Source organism: Arthrobacter sp. SAFR-179 (assembly GCF_059414945.1).
Genome location: NZ_JBPFDM010000001.1, coordinates 224176 through 240509 on the forward strand (window position 1 = coordinate 224176; position 16334 = coordinate 240509).

A 16334-nucleotide genomic window follows, 5' to 3' on the forward strand; every position below is an offset into this window, starting at 1 on the left:
TTGTGCACATAGCCCCGGCAGCCTCGCTGCTGCCCTCGGAGCCGCCGGTACAGTGAAGCCATGCCTGCCCCCGAGTTCCGGATCCCCCCGCTGGAAGAGTTGCTGTCAGGCGCCCGGGTGGTCAGCCTGCCCATGCGGGTGAAGTTCCGCGGCATCATGGAACGTGAAACGCTGTTGCTGCGCGGGCCGGCGGGCTGGGGCGAGTTCTGCCCGTTCCCGGAGTACGGCGACGCCGAAGCCTCCCGGTGGCTGGCCGCGGCCATCGAAGCGGGCTGGCAGGGATTCCCGCCTCCCGTGCGGCAGTCCGTACCGGTCAACGCCACCGTGCCCGCCGTTTCCGCCGACTGCGTTCCCGACGTGCTGGACCGGTTCGGCCGGGTGGACGCCGTGAAGGTCAAAGTGGCCGAGCACGGACAGTCCCTGGACGACGACGAGGCCCGGGTAAGTGCCGTCCGCAGCGTTTTGCCGGACGCAGCCATCCGCGTGGACGCCAACGGCGGCTGGGACGTGTCCGGCGCCGTGGCAGCGCTGACCCGGCTGGCGCCGTTTGGGCTGGAGTACGCCGAGCAGCCGGTACCTACTATCGAGGGCCTGGCGGAGGTCCGGTCCCGGTTGCGCGAAGCCGGGACCCCGGTGCTGATCGCCGCGGACGAGAGCGTCCGCAAGGAAACCGATCCGCTCAGGGTGGCCCGGGCAGGCGCCGCGGACCTTCTCGTCGTCAAGGTGGCCCCGCTTGGGGGAGTGCGGCGCGCCCTGGACATCGTGGCACAGGCCGGACTTCCCGCCGTCGTCAGCTCAGCGCTGGACACCTCCGTGGGCATCCGTGCGGGCCTTGCCCTCGCCGCCGCCCTGCCGCAGCTGCCTTATGCCTGCGGCCTGGGAACCGTGTCCCTGTTCGAATCGGACATCACGCTGGACCCCTTGGTGGCAGACGACGGCGCCATCCGCCTCCGCGACGTCAGTGCCGACGCTGGGCTGCTTGAGCAGTTTGCGGCTTCTGCCGAACGCCGCGACTGGTGGCTGGCCCGGCTCCGCCGCGTCCACGCCCTCCTCAGTTCAGCACCCACCCCACCATCGATTGCTCCGTAACTGCCGTTTTCAGGTCCCAAAACGGCAGTTACTCAGCAATCGATGCGGGTTTTGGTGATGTTCCTGCAGGTCACGGGCGGTTCACCATAACTTCATCCAATTGATGGCTTCCCGTAGGAACCGGCTGGAAGGGTGATCAGGCACCCCAGCGAGATTCCTTGGAAGGTTCCCATGTCTGAAACTGCCCGCAAGTTCACCCTGCTGCCCATGCTCGGCCACACCAAGGGCAAGCGGAGCCCCGTCACCTGCGCGCTCAAGTGTGACAACGCCTGCGCCGGCGATGTCTGCAACACCAGTTCCAACAGCTACTTCCGCGACATTGCCTCCGCCACCCTGTCCCGCCGCGCCGCCCTGGGCATGGGAGCCGCCGGTGCACTCGCCGTCGTCCTCGGTTCTGCTGTGTCCTCCGCCGAGCCCGCCTCCGCTGCCGGCCTGTCCAAGGCCGCCAAGGAAGGCTTCGGCAACTCCAAGCTGCAGTTCACCGCCATCAAGCCCGTGGACAAGGCCGTGGACGCCTTCACCGTGCCGGAAGGCTTCACCTGGCAGCCCATCATCCGATGGGGCGATCCGCTGTTCGCCGACTCGCCGGATTTTGACCTGAACAACCAGACCGCGGCAGCCCAGGCCCGCCAGTTCGGCTACAACAACGACTACACGGACATCGTGGAAATCCCGGGCAGCAAGGGCCGCCGCGCCGTGCTGTTCACCAACCACGAATACACCAATGAGAGCATCATGGTCCCTGCCGGGTACGACGCCGCGGAAACCCGGGCGATCGGCCGGGCAGCACACGGCCTGGCCGTGGTTGAACTTGAGCGCAAGAACACCACCAAGCCGTGGAACTACGTCAAGGGCGCCCCGCTGAACCGCCGCTACCTCTCCGACACCACGTACGAACTGACCGGCCCCGTGGCCGGCTCGGCACTGGTCAAGACCACCGCAGATCCCTCGGGCCGCGCCATCAAGGGCACGTTCGGCAACTGCTCCGGCGGCACCACCCCCTGGGGCACCATCCTCTCGGGTGAGGAAAACTTCAACGGCTACTTCGTGGCCGCCGGCATCTCCGCCAGCGACAAGCGCTACGGCCTCTCCGCCAAGCCCACCGCCCGCAAGTGGGAACTGGACGATCCCCGCTTCGACACCCGCAACCCCGGCTACGAGAACGAAACCAACCGCTTCGGCTGGATCGTTGAAGTGGACCCGTTCGACCCCACCTCCACCCCCAAGAAGCGCTCCGCCATGGGCCGCTTCAAGCACGAGGGCGCCAACGTGATTGTGGCCGAATCGGGCCATGTGGTGGCCTACATGGGCGACGACGAGAAGTTCGACTACCTCTACAAGTTCGTCTCCGCGGAGAAGTACCGTGAAGGCGACCGCCGGCACAACATGAACCTGCTGTCCGAGGGCGACCTCTACGTTGCCAAGTTCACCGGGAACTCACCCGCCACGGACATCGACGGAACGGGCAAGCTCCCGGCCGATGGCGCCTTCGACGGCACTGGCGAATGGCTGCCCCTGGTGGTGGGCGGGAAGTCCGCTGTCCCCGGCATGTCCGTGGAGGAGGTCCTGGTGTACACCCGCCTCGCCGCGGACAAGGTGGGTCCCACCAAGATGGACCGTTGCGAGGACGTCCAGCCCAGCCTGCACACCGGCAAGGTCTACGTGGTCTGCACCAACAACTCGGACCGCGGCACCGGCACCAAGGAAGGCGCCACCGAAGTCAACCCGCGCACGCAAAACCGCGATGGGCACATCGTGGAAATCACCGAAACCGGAGACCAGACCTCCACCAAGTTCAACTGGGCACTCCTGATGGTCTGCGGCGATCCGGCCCAGGGCGACGTCACATATTTCTCGGGCTACCCGGTGGACAAGGTCTCGCCCATCTCCTGCCCGGACAACGTGGCCTTCGACTCCGTGGGCAACCTCTGGATCTCCACCGACGGTGCCCCCTCCGGCATCGGCTATAACGACGGGCTCTTCAAAGTCACCCTGGACGGCGCCGAGCGCGGCAAGGTGGAGCAGTTCCTCTCCGTGCCCCGCGACGCCGAGACCTGCGGCCCGGTCATCCACGACGACGAGCGCATGGTGTTCGTCTCTGTGCAGCACCCGGGCGAGGACGGCACCTTTGAGGCGCCCAACTCCTACTTCCCGGACTACGTCCCGGCAGGTACGACGCCGGCACCCGGCCAGGTGCGCGCCCCGCGTCCCTCAGTGGTCCAGGTGTTCCGCGCCTAGTTCCTCTTCCCGGAACGCCCGCTCACCTTTGACGGTTTGCTGGAAACGCCCGCTCACTTTTGACGGGTTTTCTGGAAACGCCCGCTCACCTTCCAGCCCTGATGGAGCCGGAAGGTGAGCGGGCGTTTCGTTTTGGGCGACGAAAGGTGAGCGGGGGTTGGGATATTGGCTGCCAAACCTGAGCGGGGGTTGCGGGGTGGCAGACTGGTTGGGTGACTTTGCCGAACGAACCTGCACCGAACATCCCCGAGGTGGACGCGCCTGAGCTGAGCGCACTGGCTGCGGCGCGGACCGCCGTCGACGTTCTGCTCGACGGCGGCGTGCGGCACGTGGTGGTATCGCCGGGTTCCCGGTCGGCCCCTATGGCGTACGCCCTGGCCGAGGCCTCTGCGGCCGGGCGGGTGGACCTGCTGGTGCGGATCGACGAGCGCTCCGCGGGCTTCACGGCCCTGGGCTTGGCCCTGTCCACCGGGTCTCCGGCGGCCGTCCTCACCACGTCCGGGACCGCCGTCGGGAACCTGATGCCGGCGGTGATGGAGGCCAACCATGCCGCCGTCCCGCTGATAGTCCTCTCCGCGGACCGGCCCGACGAACTGCGCGGAACCGGTGCCAACCAGACCACCATCCAGCCGGACCTCTTCGGTGAGCAGGTGCGCTTCGCCGTGGACGTTCCCGCCGGGACCAACCCCGAGCGCGCCGTCCAGACCGGGCTCTCCGCTGCAACCGGAGCCTTTCCGGACCTGCCGCCGGGCCCGGTCCAGCTGAACCTCGCGTTCCGTGATCCCCTGGTTCCGTCGCAGGACGAAGGGCTGCCGGCGGCGGTGGAGCGGCAGCGCTACCGGGTGGGCAGCGAGCCCCTGGTCATGAACCTGCCGCCGGCACCGGACAGCCTGCCGGAGCGGCGCACGGTGGTGCTGGCAGGGCACGACGCCGGTCCGGTCGCCGAGGCCTTTGCCCGGGCCCACAACCTGCCGCTGCTGGCCGAACCGTCCTCCAATTCCCGCTTCGGGCCCAACGCCGTAGGCCCGTACCGGCTGCTGCTGGAGCATTTCGGCCCCGGTTCCGCACAGCCGGTTGAACGTGTGGTGCTGTTCGGCCGGCCCACCCTGTCCCGTCCGGTGGCTGCGCTCCTGGCCCGCGCCGATGTTGAATCGGCCCTGTACCAGCCGGTTCCGGTCGCCTGGTACGAGCCCGGCCGCCGAACCGAGCTGCCGCTGGAAAACCTGGCGGACCTTGCCGATTTCGCCGGCCGGGGAGCCTCTGCCTGGCTGGACACCTGGCTCCTCGCCGGCTCCGCTGCGCAGCATGCCCTGGACCAGGTAATCTCCGCAGAGGCCGCTGCCACCGGGCCCTCTGTCGCCGCGCTGGTCTGGAAGCACGCCCGCGGCCAGCTGCTGCTCGGGTCCTCCAACGGCATCAGGGATGTGGACCTGGCCGGCTTGCCCGCGCCTGATCCCGCCGCCACGGTCTACGCGAACAGGGGCCTGGCCGGGATCGACGGCACCGTTTCCACGGCCACCGGCATCGCCCTGGGCGGCCGGCAGGAGACCACGGTGCTGATGGGCGACGTGACGTTCCTGCACGACGCCGGCGGGCTCCTCCTCGGCGCCGGGGAAGAACAGCCGGACCTGCGGATCGTGGTCCTGAACGATTCCGGCGGCGCCATCTTCGGGCTGCTGGAACACGGGGGAGTCGAGGAGGGCGGCCGCTACGGAGACGCCGTCGAACGGCTCTTCGCCACCCCGCACTCCGTGGACATCGCGGCACTCGCCGCAGCGTACGGCGTCGGCCATTCATTGGTAAGTACGACGGCGGGACTCGCCGAAGCGCTCGCCCGGCCGGTGCAGGGGCGCAGCATTGTGGAGGTCCGGACGGACCGCCGGCAGCTGCGGCAGCTGCATGCCCGGATCAAGGACGCCGTTGCTGCCGCTGTCGAGGGTGTGCTGGCGGGGCAATAGGCACTCGCCCGGGTTAGGTTGGCCGGCGCGCAAACTACCCCGGACGAAAAAATTCCCTGGCGCCGCCGAAATATCGTCAGCGCCAGGGAATGTGAGCGTCGAAAAGTCGCGGAGACCTATTCCTCGATCTCGATGTGGGTGGGATCCAGGACGCGGCGCAGGAACTCCTTGGTGCGGGGCTGGGTGGGGGCGGAAATGACCTGTTCGGCCACGCCTTCCTCCACAACTACGCCGCCGTCCATGAACACCACGCGGTCGGCCACCTCGCGGGCGAAGCCCATCTCGTGGGTCACCACCAGCATGGTCATGCCTTCCTTGGCCAGGTTGCGCATGACCGAGAGGACATCGCCCACGGTTTCCGGGTCCAATGCGGACGTGGGCTCGTCAAAGAGCATCAGTTCGGGGTCCATGCTGAGGGCGCGGGCGATTGCCACACGCTGCTGCTGGCCGCCGGAAAGCTGGTCGGGGAACCGGTCCGCGAGGTGCCCCAGGCCTACGCGCTCAAGGTTGTGCAATGCCACCTTGTCCGCCTCGGCCTGGGAGCGCTTCAACACCTTGGTCTGCGCCACGGTGCAGTTCCGCTTGGCGTCCAGGTGCGGGAACAGGTTGAACTGCTGGAACACCATGCCCACCTTGCGGCGCATCTTGTCGATGTCCACATCCGGATCGGTGGCCTCGAAGCCGCCCACATGGATGCTGCCCTGGTTGGGCTGCTCCAGCAGATTTACGCAACGGAGCAGCGTGGATTTGCCGGAGCCGGAAGGGCCGATCAGGCAGACCACTTCACCCGGGGCAACGTTCAGGCTGATGCCCTTCAGGACCTCATTCGAACCGTAGGACTTCCGCAGGTCCTTGATGGCTACGCCGGCGGCGTGGATGGTGCTGGTGCTGCCGGAGGAATTTACGACGTCGTTCATGGTCTTCCCTGCCTATCGCTTGGTCCGCGCGGAGCGGCTTTCGAACTTCCGGGCCAGGAGGCTCAGCGGGATGGTGATCACCAGGTAGAAGGCACCGGCCACCAGGAGCGGCGTCAGGCCCGCGCCCAGGCTGGAGATACCGTCGCGGCCGAACTTGGTGAGTTCGTACTGCGAGGCGGTCAGGCCCAGGACGTAGATCAGCGAGGAGTCCTTGGTCAGCAGGATGACCTCATTGGTCAGCGGCGGCAGGACGATCTTGAAGGCCTGCGGGATCACGATGGTCACCATGGCCCGCCACTGCGGCATGCCCAGTGACCGGGCTGCCTCGAGCTGGCCCTTGGGCACAGCCTGGAGGCCGGCGCGAAGCGTCTCTGCGATGTAGGCCGAGGCCACCATGCCCAGGGAGATCATGACCACGATGGTGACGTTCCACTGGACGCCGAACGCCAGCGGAACACCGTAGCCAAAGGCGATGAAGACCAGGAGCGCGGGAATGCCGCGGAAGAATTCGATGTAGTTGGTGGCGATCCAGCGGTAGAGCGGGAAGCTGGAGAGCTTCATGAGGGCCAGCAGCAGGCCTCCGGAGAGCCCCACAATAAAGCCGAGGAAGGTGTAAACCAGGGTGTTCTTAAGGCCGGACAGGAAGATGTCCGGGAACATCGGACCGATCTTGCCGAAGTTGAAGACACTGGTGCCGATGGTCTTCCAGTCCACGGCCAGGATGATGGCCACCAGGGCCACGAGGAAGATTGCGCCCTGGACGTAAAGGCTTACCCGGGCCCGTTGGCGTGCGGTCATTGCCATTAATAGCTCACATTTCGTTGTGCGTGGCTGAGGCCCCGGACGGACTGACTACAGCCTGTCCGGGGCCCCAGCGGCGTTCGATAGCCCGCAGGCCTACTTGGCGGTCTGGCCGAACCAGGTGGTCTTGAACTTTTCCAGCGAGCCGTCATCGGTCAGGCGCTTGAGCGTGCCGTTGACCTTCTCCAGCATGGCCGTGTTGCCCTTCTTGACGGCGATGCCGAGCTTCTCGCCCGTTGCGAAGTCCTCGACGCTCTTGAACTTGGGGTCGTCCTTGATGGCGTAGCCCAGGACGGACTGGTTGCCCAGTGCAGCGTCGACGGTGCCTGCCTGGAGGGCCTGGACCAGGAGGCCGGTGTCCTCAAACTGCTGGGCCTCGATGCCCTTGTCCTTGGCGTACTCAGCGCCGGTGGTGGCCTGCTGCACGCCCACCTTCTTGCCCTTGGCGTCATCCAGGCTCTTGATTCCCGAACCGGTGTTGGCCACCAGCGTCAGGTCGTCATCCAGGTAGGGCGTGGAGAAATCCATGACCGACTTGCGCGTATCGGTGATGGAGATCGAGGAGATGGACACATCGCACTGGGTCAGAGCGGTGCCGGTCTCGATGGCCTCGAAGGAGCTGTCCACCGTGTTGAGTTCCGCGCCGAGGTCCTTGGCAACCTCGTTGGCGATGTCGATGTCGAAACCGACAGTCTTGCCATCCTTCTGGAATTCGAAGGGCTCGTAGGGGATGTCCGAGCAGACAGTGAGCTTGCCGGCGTTGATCAGCTTTACGCCGCCTTCAGAGGCTGCCGGGGTGGAGCTTCCCCCGCCGCATGCCGTGAGGGTGAGGGCGCCGACGGCGAGGAGTGCTGCTGCCTTGGCTGACATTTTGGCCGTGGCCAGGGACTTGAGCTGCATATTTCTTACCTTTTGTTGCAGGGGTATGCGGGACTAAACCGGTTCATAGTGTAGCGCCGATAAGGAGATGTGCATCACAGAAAACTTCTTTTGATTATTGGATAACTAAACCACAACAGGATTCAAGCCTTCCACGCCACCCGTTGTCCGTGATCCCAGACTCTCTGCCATCCAGGGGTCAGCTGCTGATGCCCAGCGACTCCAGCATCGGCCGGAACTTGGCCCAGGTTTCGGCCAGCTCCGCCTTGGGCTGGGAACCGTCCACGATGCCGCAGCCGGCATAAAGCCGCACGGTTTCAGGAGACTCGATGACGGCACCGCGCAAAGCGATACCCCACTCGCCGTTCCCGGCCGCGTCCAGCCAGCCCACCGGCCCGGCGTAGGGGCCGCGGTCAAGATGCTCGAGCTTCCGGATCAGTTCGCCCGCCACCAGCGTCGGGGTTCCGCAGACAGCCGCCGTGGGGTGAAGTGCGTTGATCAGGGCCAGGCAGGTGGGTACGTGGCCCTCCACCTCGGTGAGTTCCGCCTTGACGTCCGAGGCCAGGTGCCACACGTTGGGCAGCTCCAGGATGAAGGGCTCGTCATGGGCATTCATGGCCTCGGAGAACGGCGCCAGCTGCTTGGTCAGGGACTGGATGGCGATCTCGTGCTCGTGCCGCTGCTTCTCGGACCCGGCCAAAACACGGGTTGCGTAATCCATGGGCGGCCCGTCCTCGCCATGCGCGTCGCGGCGGTCCAGGGTGCCGGCCAGCACGCGGGCCTGGGCAGTGCGGCCCTCCACCTGGATCAGCATCTCCGGGGTGGCCCCCACCAGCCCGTCCACCCCATAGGTCCAGCATTCGCGGTACCTCGCGGCGAGTTCGCGCAGCACCGCTGAGGCATGTACGCCGGTTGGAATAGTGGCCACCACGTCCCGGGCGAGCACCAGCTTCTCCAGCGCTCCCGTGCGGATTTCGGCAACCCCGGCTGCCACGGCATCCATCCACGCTTCCTCGCTCAGGGAGCCGGTATGCAGGGTTGCGCCGGCAGCCAGGGGGAGGGGACGGACGACGGCGCCGCCGGCTTTCCCGGGCACGGCACCCAGGGGTGCGTCCCCGGCGGAGTCTGCTGCCGCCGTCGTGCCTTCAGCGTCCGGGGTGCCGGCAGCGTGCGCGCCGGCGGGACCACCGCTGAGCCAGCGGTCAAGTGCCGCGAGTGCCGACTCTTCGGTGAGCGGGCCGTCGTCGAACGTCAACTGTGTGAGCCATGCCTGGTTGTCCCGCACGCCCACCACGATCTCCGGGACAATCAGGCGGGACTCGTGGGCGGACGTCTTGGAGAAGGCGAACGAGCCGAAGGCCACGGGGCCGGTGCCGGGCAGCTCCACGGAGTCCGTGGCGTCAGCCTCCAGGACCAGGTGCCGCCACCAGATGTCCGCCTCCAGGAACCGGTCCGGTCCGGTGGCAGTGAAGCGCGCGATCTCGCCGAACCCGGCCAGGCCGGCTTCCCGGCGGGTCCAGCACAGGACATCGTCCCTGACCAGAAACGAAGGCAGCCCCCCGGGGAACGCTTTGCCATCCAGGGGGACTGTCAAGGTGCGGAACGTGCTCGTCATGATGAGACAACACTACTCCCGCGTACACCCTGGCCTCCCCGGCACCTTGGCGCAGCCCTGCGCAGGCGGGATGCGGCAAATCGGGGCTGGTCAGCACCTCCGGGAACATTTGAGACAATGTCATGGTGAACCGAGCATCCTTGGATAAGCGTCCGGACGAAGTAGCCACGATGTTTGACGACGTCGCACCGAAATACGACGTCGTCAACGATGTCCTCTCCATGGGGCAGACCCGCCGCTGGCGGAAGATCGTGGTGGACGCGATGGAAGTCTCCAAGGGCCAGCGGGTCCTGGACCTTGCGGCCGGAACGGGTACCTCCAGCGAACCATATGCCGACGCCGGCATAGATGTGGTGGCCTGCGACTTCTCCCTGGGCATGCTCAAGGTGGGCAAGCGCCGCCGGCCGGACATCAACTTCATTGCCGGTGACGCCACCAACCTGCCGTTCGCTGACAACACCTTTGACGCCACCACCATCTCCTTCGGCCTGCGCAATGTAAACGAGCCCAAGAAGGCGCTGCAGGAGATGCTCCGCGTGACCAAGCCCGGCGGCCGGCTGGTCATCGCCGAGTTCTCCCAGCCCGTGGTTCCGCTGTGGCGCACCATGTACACCGAATACCTGATGCGGGCCCTGCCGGCCATCGCCGTCAAGGTCGCCTCCAACCCGGACGCCTACGTGTACCTGGCCGAGTCCATCCGCGCCTGGCCGGACCAGGACCACCTGGCCGCGTGGCTGCAGGAAGCGGGCTGGGAGAACGTCACCTACCGCAACCTCACCGGCGGCATTGTGGCCGTCCACCGTGCCTTCAAGCCCGCGGATTCGTCACCGGACAGCGCCGCCGCCGCCATCGCCGCGCACAAGGGCCCGGTGGCCAAGCTGCGCCGCAACATCGTCCGCTGACCTGTGAAAGTACTGATTGTCGGCGCGGGTCCGGCAGGATCCACGGCCGCGTATTACCTCGCCAAGGCGGGCATCGACGTCACGGTCCTCGAGAAGACGTCGTTTCCACGGGAAAAGGTGTGCGGCGACGGGCTCACCCCCCGCGCCGTCCGCGAGATCCAGAAGCTGGGCCTGCCCCATCCGGAGAACGACGGCTGGCGCCGGAACAAGGGCCTGCGACTGATCGCCGGCGGCCGCACCATCGAACTGCCCTGGCCCGAGGTGTCCGACTTCCCCCAGTATGGGCTGATCCGCACCCGGCTCGGCTTTGACGAGGAACTGGCCCGGCATGCGCAGGCCGCAGGCGCCACCGTCCTCGAGCGGCACAGCGTCACCGATGCCATCCGGAACGACGACGGCCGCGTCACCGGGGTCCGCGCAGCGCTCCTTGACGAGTCCGGACGCAAGACGGGACAGACGCAGGAGTTCAGTGCCGACGTCGTCCTCGCCGCGGACGGCAACTCCACCCGCACCGCCGTCTCGCTCGGCATCCAGAAGCGCGACGACCGCCCGCTCGGCGTCGCCGTCCGCACCTACTTCACCTCCCCGCGCACCGACGACGACTGGATGGAAGGCTGGCTGGAGCTCCCCGGCCGCGACGGCAAACTCCTGCCCGGCTACGGCTGGGTGTTCGGCGTGGGCGACGGAACGTCCAACGTTGGCCTGGGCATCCTGAACTCCTCCAAGGAATTCGGGAAGCTCGACTACAAGCAGGTGCTGCGCGAATGGACCGCCGGCATGCCCGCCGACTGGGGCTTCACCCCGGAGAACCAGGTGGGCGAGATCCGCGGTGCCGCGCTGCCCATGGGCTTCAACCGCACGCCCCACTACTCGCCCGGACTCCTCCTGCTGGGCGACGCCGGCGGCATGGTCTCCCCGTTCAACGGCGAGGGCATCTCCTACGCGATGGAGTCCGCGCGCTTCGCCGCGGAGTTCATCATCGACGCCTCCTCGCGCACATATGCCGCAGGTGGAACGTACGACGCCGACGCCCACCTTTCGCGGTACGCGGACTATGTCCGGGACCAGTGGGGCTCCCACTTCACCCTGGGCCGGGCCTTCGCCGCGCTCATCGGAAAGCCGGCCGTCATGAAACTCGCGCTGCGGACCGGCATGCCCATCCCGGTGCTGATGCGGTTCGTGGTCCGGCTCCTTGCCAACCTCACGGACCCCTCCGCCAAGGGCTTCGAGGACCGGGTGATCCGCGTCCTGGAATCGCTGGTTCCGGCCACATCCAATACCCCGTCAGCTCCGAACCAGCGGTATCCGCAACAAAAAGTTAGGGTTAACCCGTGACCAAATCCGCAGACCACAGCTGGACGCACGCCGGGCACGGCCTGCCGGACTCCGAACCCAGCCTCAACACCACGGCCATCGCCACGGGACTCCAGCTGCCGGCCGGCTTTGCGGCCATCGCGGCGGACGCTGAACTGGGCCCTGCCATCACCAACAACCTGGCCAAGGTGGAGAAGAAGCTCCGCGAAGCCATCGCCAATTCGGATCCCCTGGCTGACGCAACGTCGCGCCACCTGGTGGAAGCCGGCGGCAAGCGAATCCGGCCGCTGCTGACGCTGCTCTGCGCCCACCTCGGTGACGCGTCGCTGCCCGCGGTGGTGCAGGCCGCCGTCGTGGTTGAACTGACGCACCTGGCAACCCTGTACCACGACGACGTCATGGACTCCGCCCCGTTCCGCCGCGGCGCCCCCACGGCCCACGAAGTCTGGGGCAACTCCGTGGCAGTCCTCACCGGCGACCTGATCTTCGCCCGCGCCTCCATCCTGGTGTCCGAACTCGGCGGGCGCGCGCTTGGCATTCAGGCCCGCACCTTTGAGCGGCTCTGCCTGGGCCAGCTGCACGAAACCGTGGGCCCGCGCCCGGACGAGGATCCGGTGGAGCACTACCTGTCCGTCATTGCGGACAAGACCGGTTCACTGGTGGCGGCCTCAGGCCAGTTCGGTGCCATCTTCTCCGGCGCTGACGAGGCCTTCGAGGACATCCTGGTGGAGTATGGCGAGAAGGTTGGCGTGGCCTTCCAGCTGGCTGATGACGTCATCGATGTCACCGGCGTGAAGGTGAAGTCCGGCAAGTCACCCGGTACCGACCTGCGCGAAGGGGTTCCCACCCTGCCCGTGCTGCTCCTGCGCAAGGCTGCCGCTGATGGTGACCAGTCCGCCGTCGACCTCCTGAAGCTTATTGACGGCGACCTGTCCTCTGATGACGCGCTGGCTGCCGCCGTTGCGGGGCTCCGCGAGCACCCGGTTACCGCCGAGTCCTGGGTGGTGGCACGCCGCTGGGCTGATGAGGCCATTGCCGCCCTGGCTCCGCTGCCCGAGGGCGTGGTCAAGGAATCGCTGTCCAACTTCGCGCTGGCCGTGGTGGACCGCGCCAGCTGATTTCCGTTCGTTAGGAGCCCGGTTCCCCTGGTTTATCCAGGTGGGGGCCGGGCTTCTTCTTTGCATCGATTGCTCCGTACTTGTCGTTTTGGCGCGCCATAACGACAAGTACGGAGCAATCGATGGGGTAGGTCCTTAACGGGATGGCCCCGGTCCTCAGCAGCCGAAGCTGCTGTGAACCGGGGCCATCTCTCCGTTCGCATCAGACCCGCCGGAGGCGTTTAGCGGATCCGTGAACAGCTTATGACAGCTTTGTCACAATACGCAAGTCTGTTGTTACTGCTGGTGTCAAAGATTTTTCTGCTCCGTCTCTCCTGCCGTTGTGGGGCACTTTGAGGCCCCTTTCCTGCTGACAGGACTCAACCCGCGGCGAGTCCGTGTCGAAGTGCCCCGCGACGGCCCGTTCTCCACATGGCGCTGCCTGCAACTGTTGCTTGCGGCACGGGTCGGGTGACCTTGAAGTCATGGGTATTGAGGTTTTTCTGCGTCATCGGGGCGGCATGGCCCGAACTGCTGCACTCCACCGTGCCGGGTTCACGAGAACGCGTGTGGACGAGGCCCTCGCCGCAGGCTGCGTAGTCCGGGTCCGGCGGGGTGTCTACGGCCTGCCAACAGAAGGCGCGGTGCTTGGTGTAGCCCTGCAGCACAATGCGCTCGTGACCTGCCTCTCCGCTGCCCCTGTCTATCAGCTGTGGACATTGGAGAAAGCCGGCTTGATTCACCTAAGCCCTGGGCACAAGAAAGCAGTGCCCGGAACCCTGATCCACGGCCGGATCCTTCACTCTGTTCACCCCTGGCTGCCGGTGGCAGGCCTTGCGGACGTCCTCATTCATGCGTTGCGGTGCCTGCCGCCGCTGGAAGCCTTGGTCATGGTTCAGTGTGCGGCGCAGCGGGGAGACGTGACAGTGGATTTCCTTCGGCGCAAACTCCCCGGGAACCGCAACGCCCGTGCCAGGTCAATCCTGGATTACGTGATTCCCCGGGCCGACTCGGTTCTGGAGGTATTGGCCAGCTACCACTTCCGGAGGGCTGGCCTCCATGTGCGTCGGCACGTGGAGCTCCAAGGCGTGGGGGAGGTGGACTTCCTGATTGAGGATTGCCTGGTGGTGGAAACCGACGGGGCCAGTCATCTGGAGGCAAAGCAGGTCAAGAAGGACCGGGTCCGCAACAACGCAACGGTGGTTGGCGGACGTCTCTGCCTGAGGTTCGGCTACGCGGACGTGGTCCATCATCCCGAGCAGATGGTGGCCCAGGTGCTGGCGGTGCTGGAGCAGAGCCGGAAGGGGTCCTTCAGTGTGCGGTGAGTCCCGCCGTCGTGGGGCACATTGGGCGGTAATGACGGTGTAACCGGGCTAGATGACGGCGTGTCCGTGTCAAAGTGCCCCGGGACCGCGGCTGGCAACCAGAGAAGCGGGGAGGTCCCTACTCTTCCTCTTCGTCCTCGAATGCCCACTCGAACATGTCAAAGACGAACTCGGAGAAGGTGCCTTCCTCGGACTTCCACTGGCCGCGGGCATTGTTGCGGCGGTACACGATGGGATCGGGGACGCTGAGGTCGCCCACGCGGAAGCCCCAGGTGAACGCTTCCTCTTCATCCTCGAGGAACATGAGGAAGCCTTCGTCATCCACTTCGAGCTCTTCGGGATCCCAGAAGTAGTGGTAGGCCTCCATCAGGTCCTCGCAGCCGCCCAGGGCCAGGTAGAACTCGCGCAGGACCAAGGGGATCTCGAACTGGTGGTCGGCGAGGGCCTTGTCCAGTTCCTCCGGGGTCAGGCCGTCCTCTTCCTGCCATTCATCCTCGAGATACTTCGGAACAAGCGCGCGGAACTTCTCGAGGAACATGTCAGTCATGCTCATATCCTAGCCAATGCGGAGCACCCCGAAATGACACCCGGACCGGCCCTCACAGCCCTGTGCCACCCACCCGCCGGTGCCACCCGCGGACGGCAAGGGGAGCCTGCCAGGACCGCCGCCAGGCCAGGACCCGGAACGTGAAAACCACAGCCGCAATGCCGGCTGCCGTCAGCACGTTGAACACCCCCAGGACCCAGAGCCCGGCAGTCATCGCTGAACCCACAAAAGCGGGCAGGGCGTAAATGTCCTTGGGGTTGAACAGCTCGGGCACCTCATTGGCAGTGATGTCCCTCAAAAGTCCGCCGCCCACGGCCGTGGTCACGCCCAGCAGCACGGACGCCACCGGGTTAAGGCCCGTGGCCAGCGCCTTGAGCGTGCCGGTCATGCAGAACAGGGCCAGGCCGGCGGCGTCGAAGAGGATCAGCAGCGAGGTGTACCGCTGCACGCTGGAGAACAGGAAGAACACCAGCACCGTGGCCAGCAGCGGCGGGGCCAGGTAGGCCGGGTTAGTGAAGGCCGCCGGAACGATGGCAAGGATAATGTCGCGGATGACACCGCCGCCGAGCCCCACCAGGGAGGCGAGCAACAGTGATCCCACAATGTCGATCTGCTTCCGCGCCGCCAGCAGCGATCCCGAGACGGCAAAGAAGAACACGCCCAGCAGATCCAGCCACACCGGGGAGTTGTCAAAGGCGAATGTCATGGGGCGTCCCCGGTATTTCAAAGAGGGCGGACAGGGCGGATCCAACGTTACGCTAGCCCCTATGAACAGCCCCATCATGATCGCCTGTGCCCATGGGACGTCCAACACACAGGGGGCCGCGGAGGTCAATGCCCTGCGCGCCGCCATCGCTGAACTGCGGCCGGGCCTTGATGTCCGGGAGGCCTACGTGGACGTCCAGCAGCCGGACCTGGTGGATGTGGTGGCGGGCCTGCCGGAGGGCGAGGCCGCCGTGGTTGTTCCCCTGCTGCTGAGCGTCGGCTACCACGTGAAGGTGGACATCGCCCGGGCCGTGAAGAGCCGCCCGGGCAGTGCGGCCGCCGCGCCGCTGGGCCCCGATCCGCGGCTGGCAGAACTGCTGGACCAGCGGCTGCGTGAGGCCGGCACCACGGACAACGACGTGATCGTCCTGGCCGCCGCCGGTTCCTCCAACCCCAACGCCGCCGTCAGCGTCGAGGAACTGCTGGGCCAGCTGCGGGAGCTGCGGTCCAACCGGATGGTGGCCGCCTATGGTGCCTCGGCCAAGCCGTCAGTGCCCGACGCCGTCGCCATGCTTCACGAGGAACTGGAAGGCGGTGCCGGCGCGGGGGAGTCCGCAGGGGCTGTGGACGTCGGCGGGCGCGTGGTGATTGCCTCCTACCTCCTGGCGCCGGGCTTCTTCCATGACCAGCTGGCCAAGGCCGGGGCCGACGTCGTGACCGAACCCCTGCTGCCGTCCCCGGTACTCGCGGAAATCGCCCTGGACAGGTACGACGCCGCCGTCGCAAAGATGAATGAAGCGCCCGCAGAGTCACCCCTGGAACCGGCAGCAGCATCCCCCGCGGAAGCTCCGGCAAATGCACAGGAGGGTGCCTTCTTCAAGGCCGTCCGGCGTTTCGTGACGAAATATTTCCCTAGGTGACTTAGCGTTTCCGGTCCTTTGTGACGC

At 66.4% G+C, this 16334-nt stretch carries 14 protein-coding genes; 8 read left to right on the forward strand and 6 right to left on the reverse strand.

All coding sequences use genetic code 11. The features are described from left to right. Positions 1–60 precede the first annotated feature (60 nt). The 3 genes from ACR65K_RS01160 (at position 61) to menD (ending at position 5285) form a co-directional block, all read left to right on the forward strand. Positions 61–1089, forward strand: coding sequence for an o-succinylbenzoate synthase (locus ACR65K_RS01160; protein WP_440151030.1), 1029 nt, complete (start codon positions 61–63; stop codon positions 1087–1089). 171 nt (positions 1090–1260) lie between these two features. After that, the gene (locus ACR65K_RS01165; RefSeq protein WP_440151031.1) at positions 1261–3327 is read left to right on the forward strand and encodes a PhoX family protein; all 2067 of its coding nucleotides are present in this window, start codon (positions 1261–1263) and stop codon (positions 3325–3327) included. Positions 3328–3545: 218 nt separating this feature from the next. Next, a complete protein-coding gene (menD, locus tag ACR65K_RS01170) occupies positions 3546–5285 on the forward strand; it encodes a 2-succinyl-5-enolpyruvyl-6-hydroxy-3-cyclohexene-1-carboxylic-acid synthase (protein ID WP_440151453.1) in 1740 nt (579 codons plus the stop codon). Positions 5286–5401: 116 nt separating this feature from the next. On the opposite strand, the gene ACR65K_RS01175 is transcribed toward menD, so the two are convergent. The 4 genes from ACR65K_RS01175 to ACR65K_RS01190 form a co-directional block, all read right to left on the reverse strand. Then, positions 5402–6202, reverse strand: coding sequence for an amino acid ABC transporter ATP-binding protein (locus ACR65K_RS01175; protein ID WP_056329415.1), 801 nt, complete (start codon positions 6200–6202; stop codon positions 5402–5404). Between the two features lie 12 nt (positions 6203–6214). Then, positions 6215–7006, reverse strand: coding sequence for an amino acid ABC transporter permease (locus ACR65K_RS01180; RefSeq protein WP_440151032.1), 792 nt, complete (start codon positions 7004–7006; stop codon positions 6215–6217). 93 nt (positions 7007–7099) lie between these two features. Beyond that, complete coding sequence (locus ACR65K_RS01185) at positions 7100–7903, reverse strand: ABC transporter substrate-binding protein (protein ID WP_056329420.1); 804 nt, start codon at positions 7901–7903, stop codon at positions 7100–7102. A 178-nt stretch (positions 7904–8081) separates the two neighbouring features. Next, positions 8082–9497: an isochorismate synthase gene (locus ACR65K_RS01190; RefSeq protein WP_056329422.1), complete on the reverse strand. Its 1416-nt coding sequence runs from the start codon at positions 9495–9497 to the stop codon at positions 8082–8084. 125 nt (positions 9498–9622) lie between these two features. Here ACR65K_RS01190 and ACR65K_RS01195 point away from each other — a divergent pair, with 125 nt between their 5' ends. The 4 genes from ACR65K_RS01195 (at position 9623) to ACR65K_RS01210 (ending at position 14135) form a co-directional block, all read left to right on the forward strand. Further along, positions 9623–10399 carry a demethylmenaquinone methyltransferase gene (locus ACR65K_RS01195; RefSeq protein ID WP_235565060.1) on the forward strand — a complete coding sequence of 259 codons (777 nt, stop codon included), beginning with the start codon at positions 9623–9625 and terminating at the stop codon, positions 10397–10399. Positions 10400–10402: 3 nt separating this feature from the next. Continuing rightward, positions 10403–11734 carry a geranylgeranyl reductase family protein gene (locus ACR65K_RS01200; protein WP_440151033.1) on the forward strand — a complete coding sequence of 444 codons (1332 nt, stop codon included), beginning with the start codon at positions 10403–10405 and terminating at the stop codon, positions 11732–11734. After that, entirely contained in the window at positions 11731–12831 is a 1101-nt protein-coding gene (locus ACR65K_RS01205; protein ID WP_056329429.1) for a polyprenyl synthetase family protein, read from the forward strand. The genes ACR65K_RS01200 and ACR65K_RS01205 overlap by 4 nt, the downstream gene beginning before the upstream one ends. 464 nt (positions 12832–13295) lie before the next feature. Continuing rightward, entirely contained in the window at positions 13296–14135 is an 840-nt protein-coding gene (locus ACR65K_RS01210) for a DUF559 domain-containing protein (protein WP_440151034.1), read from the forward strand. Between the two features lie 118 nt (positions 14136–14253). Here the strand turns inward: ACR65K_RS01210 and ACR65K_RS01215 are convergent, their stop codons facing one another. Continuing rightward, positions 14254–14682 (reverse strand): hypothetical protein, encoded by a 429-nt coding sequence (locus ACR65K_RS01215; protein WP_440151035.1) that lies wholly within the window; start codon positions 14680–14682, stop codon positions 14254–14256. A gap of 52 nt (positions 14683–14734) precedes the next feature. Beyond that, positions 14735–15388, reverse strand: coding sequence for a trimeric intracellular cation channel family protein (locus ACR65K_RS01220; RefSeq protein ID WP_440151036.1), 654 nt, complete (start codon positions 15386–15388; stop codon positions 14735–14737). Between the two features lie 61 nt (positions 15389–15449). Between ACR65K_RS01220 and ACR65K_RS01225 the strand changes: the two genes are divergently transcribed. Next, complete coding sequence (locus ACR65K_RS01225; protein WP_440151037.1) at positions 15450–16307, forward strand: sirohydrochlorin chelatase; 858 nt, start codon at positions 15450–15452, stop codon at positions 16305–16307. The last annotated feature ends 27 nt before the right edge of the window (positions 16308–16334 follow it).

Bases quoted from the DNA above. Each gene is read 5' to 3' on its own strand.
- ACR65K_RS01225 (WP_440151037.1), top strand. From the start codon at position 15,450: ATGAACAGCCCCATCATGATCGCCTGTGCCCATGGGACGTCCAACACA.
- ACR65K_RS01190 (WP_056329422.1), bottom strand. From the start codon at position 9,497: ATGACGAGCACGTTCCGCACCTTGACAGTCCCCCTGGATGGCAAAGCG.
- ACR65K_RS01210 (WP_440151034.1), top strand. From the start codon at position 13,296: ATGGGTATTGAGGTTTTTCTGCGTCATCGGGGCGGCATGGCCCGAACT.
- ACR65K_RS01220 (WP_440151036.1), bottom strand. From the start codon at position 15,388: ATGACATTCGCCTTTGACAACTCCCCGGTGTGGCTGGATCTGCTGGGC.
- ACR65K_RS01165 (WP_440151031.1), top strand. From the start codon at position 1,261: ATGTCTGAAACTGCCCGCAAGTTCACCCTGCTGCCCATGCTCGGCCAC.
- ACR65K_RS01175 (WP_056329415.1), bottom strand. From the start codon at position 6,202: ATGAACGACGTCGTAAATTCCTCCGGCAGCACCAGCACCATCCACGCC.
- ACR65K_RS01215 (WP_440151035.1), bottom strand. From the start codon at position 14,682: ATGACTGACATGTTCCTCGAGAAGTTCCGCGCGCTTGTTCCGAAGTAT.
- ACR65K_RS01180 (WP_440151032.1), bottom strand. From the start codon at position 7,006: ATGGCAATGACCGCACGCCAACGGGCCCGGGTAAGCCTTTACGTCCAG.
- ACR65K_RS01160 (WP_440151030.1), top strand. From the start codon at position 61: ATGCCTGCCCCCGAGTTCCGGATCCCCCCGCTGGAAGAGTTGCTGTCA.
- ACR65K_RS01185 (WP_056329420.1), bottom strand. From the start codon at position 7,903: ATGCAGCTCAAGTCCCTGGCCACGGCCAAAATGTCAGCCAAGGCAGCA.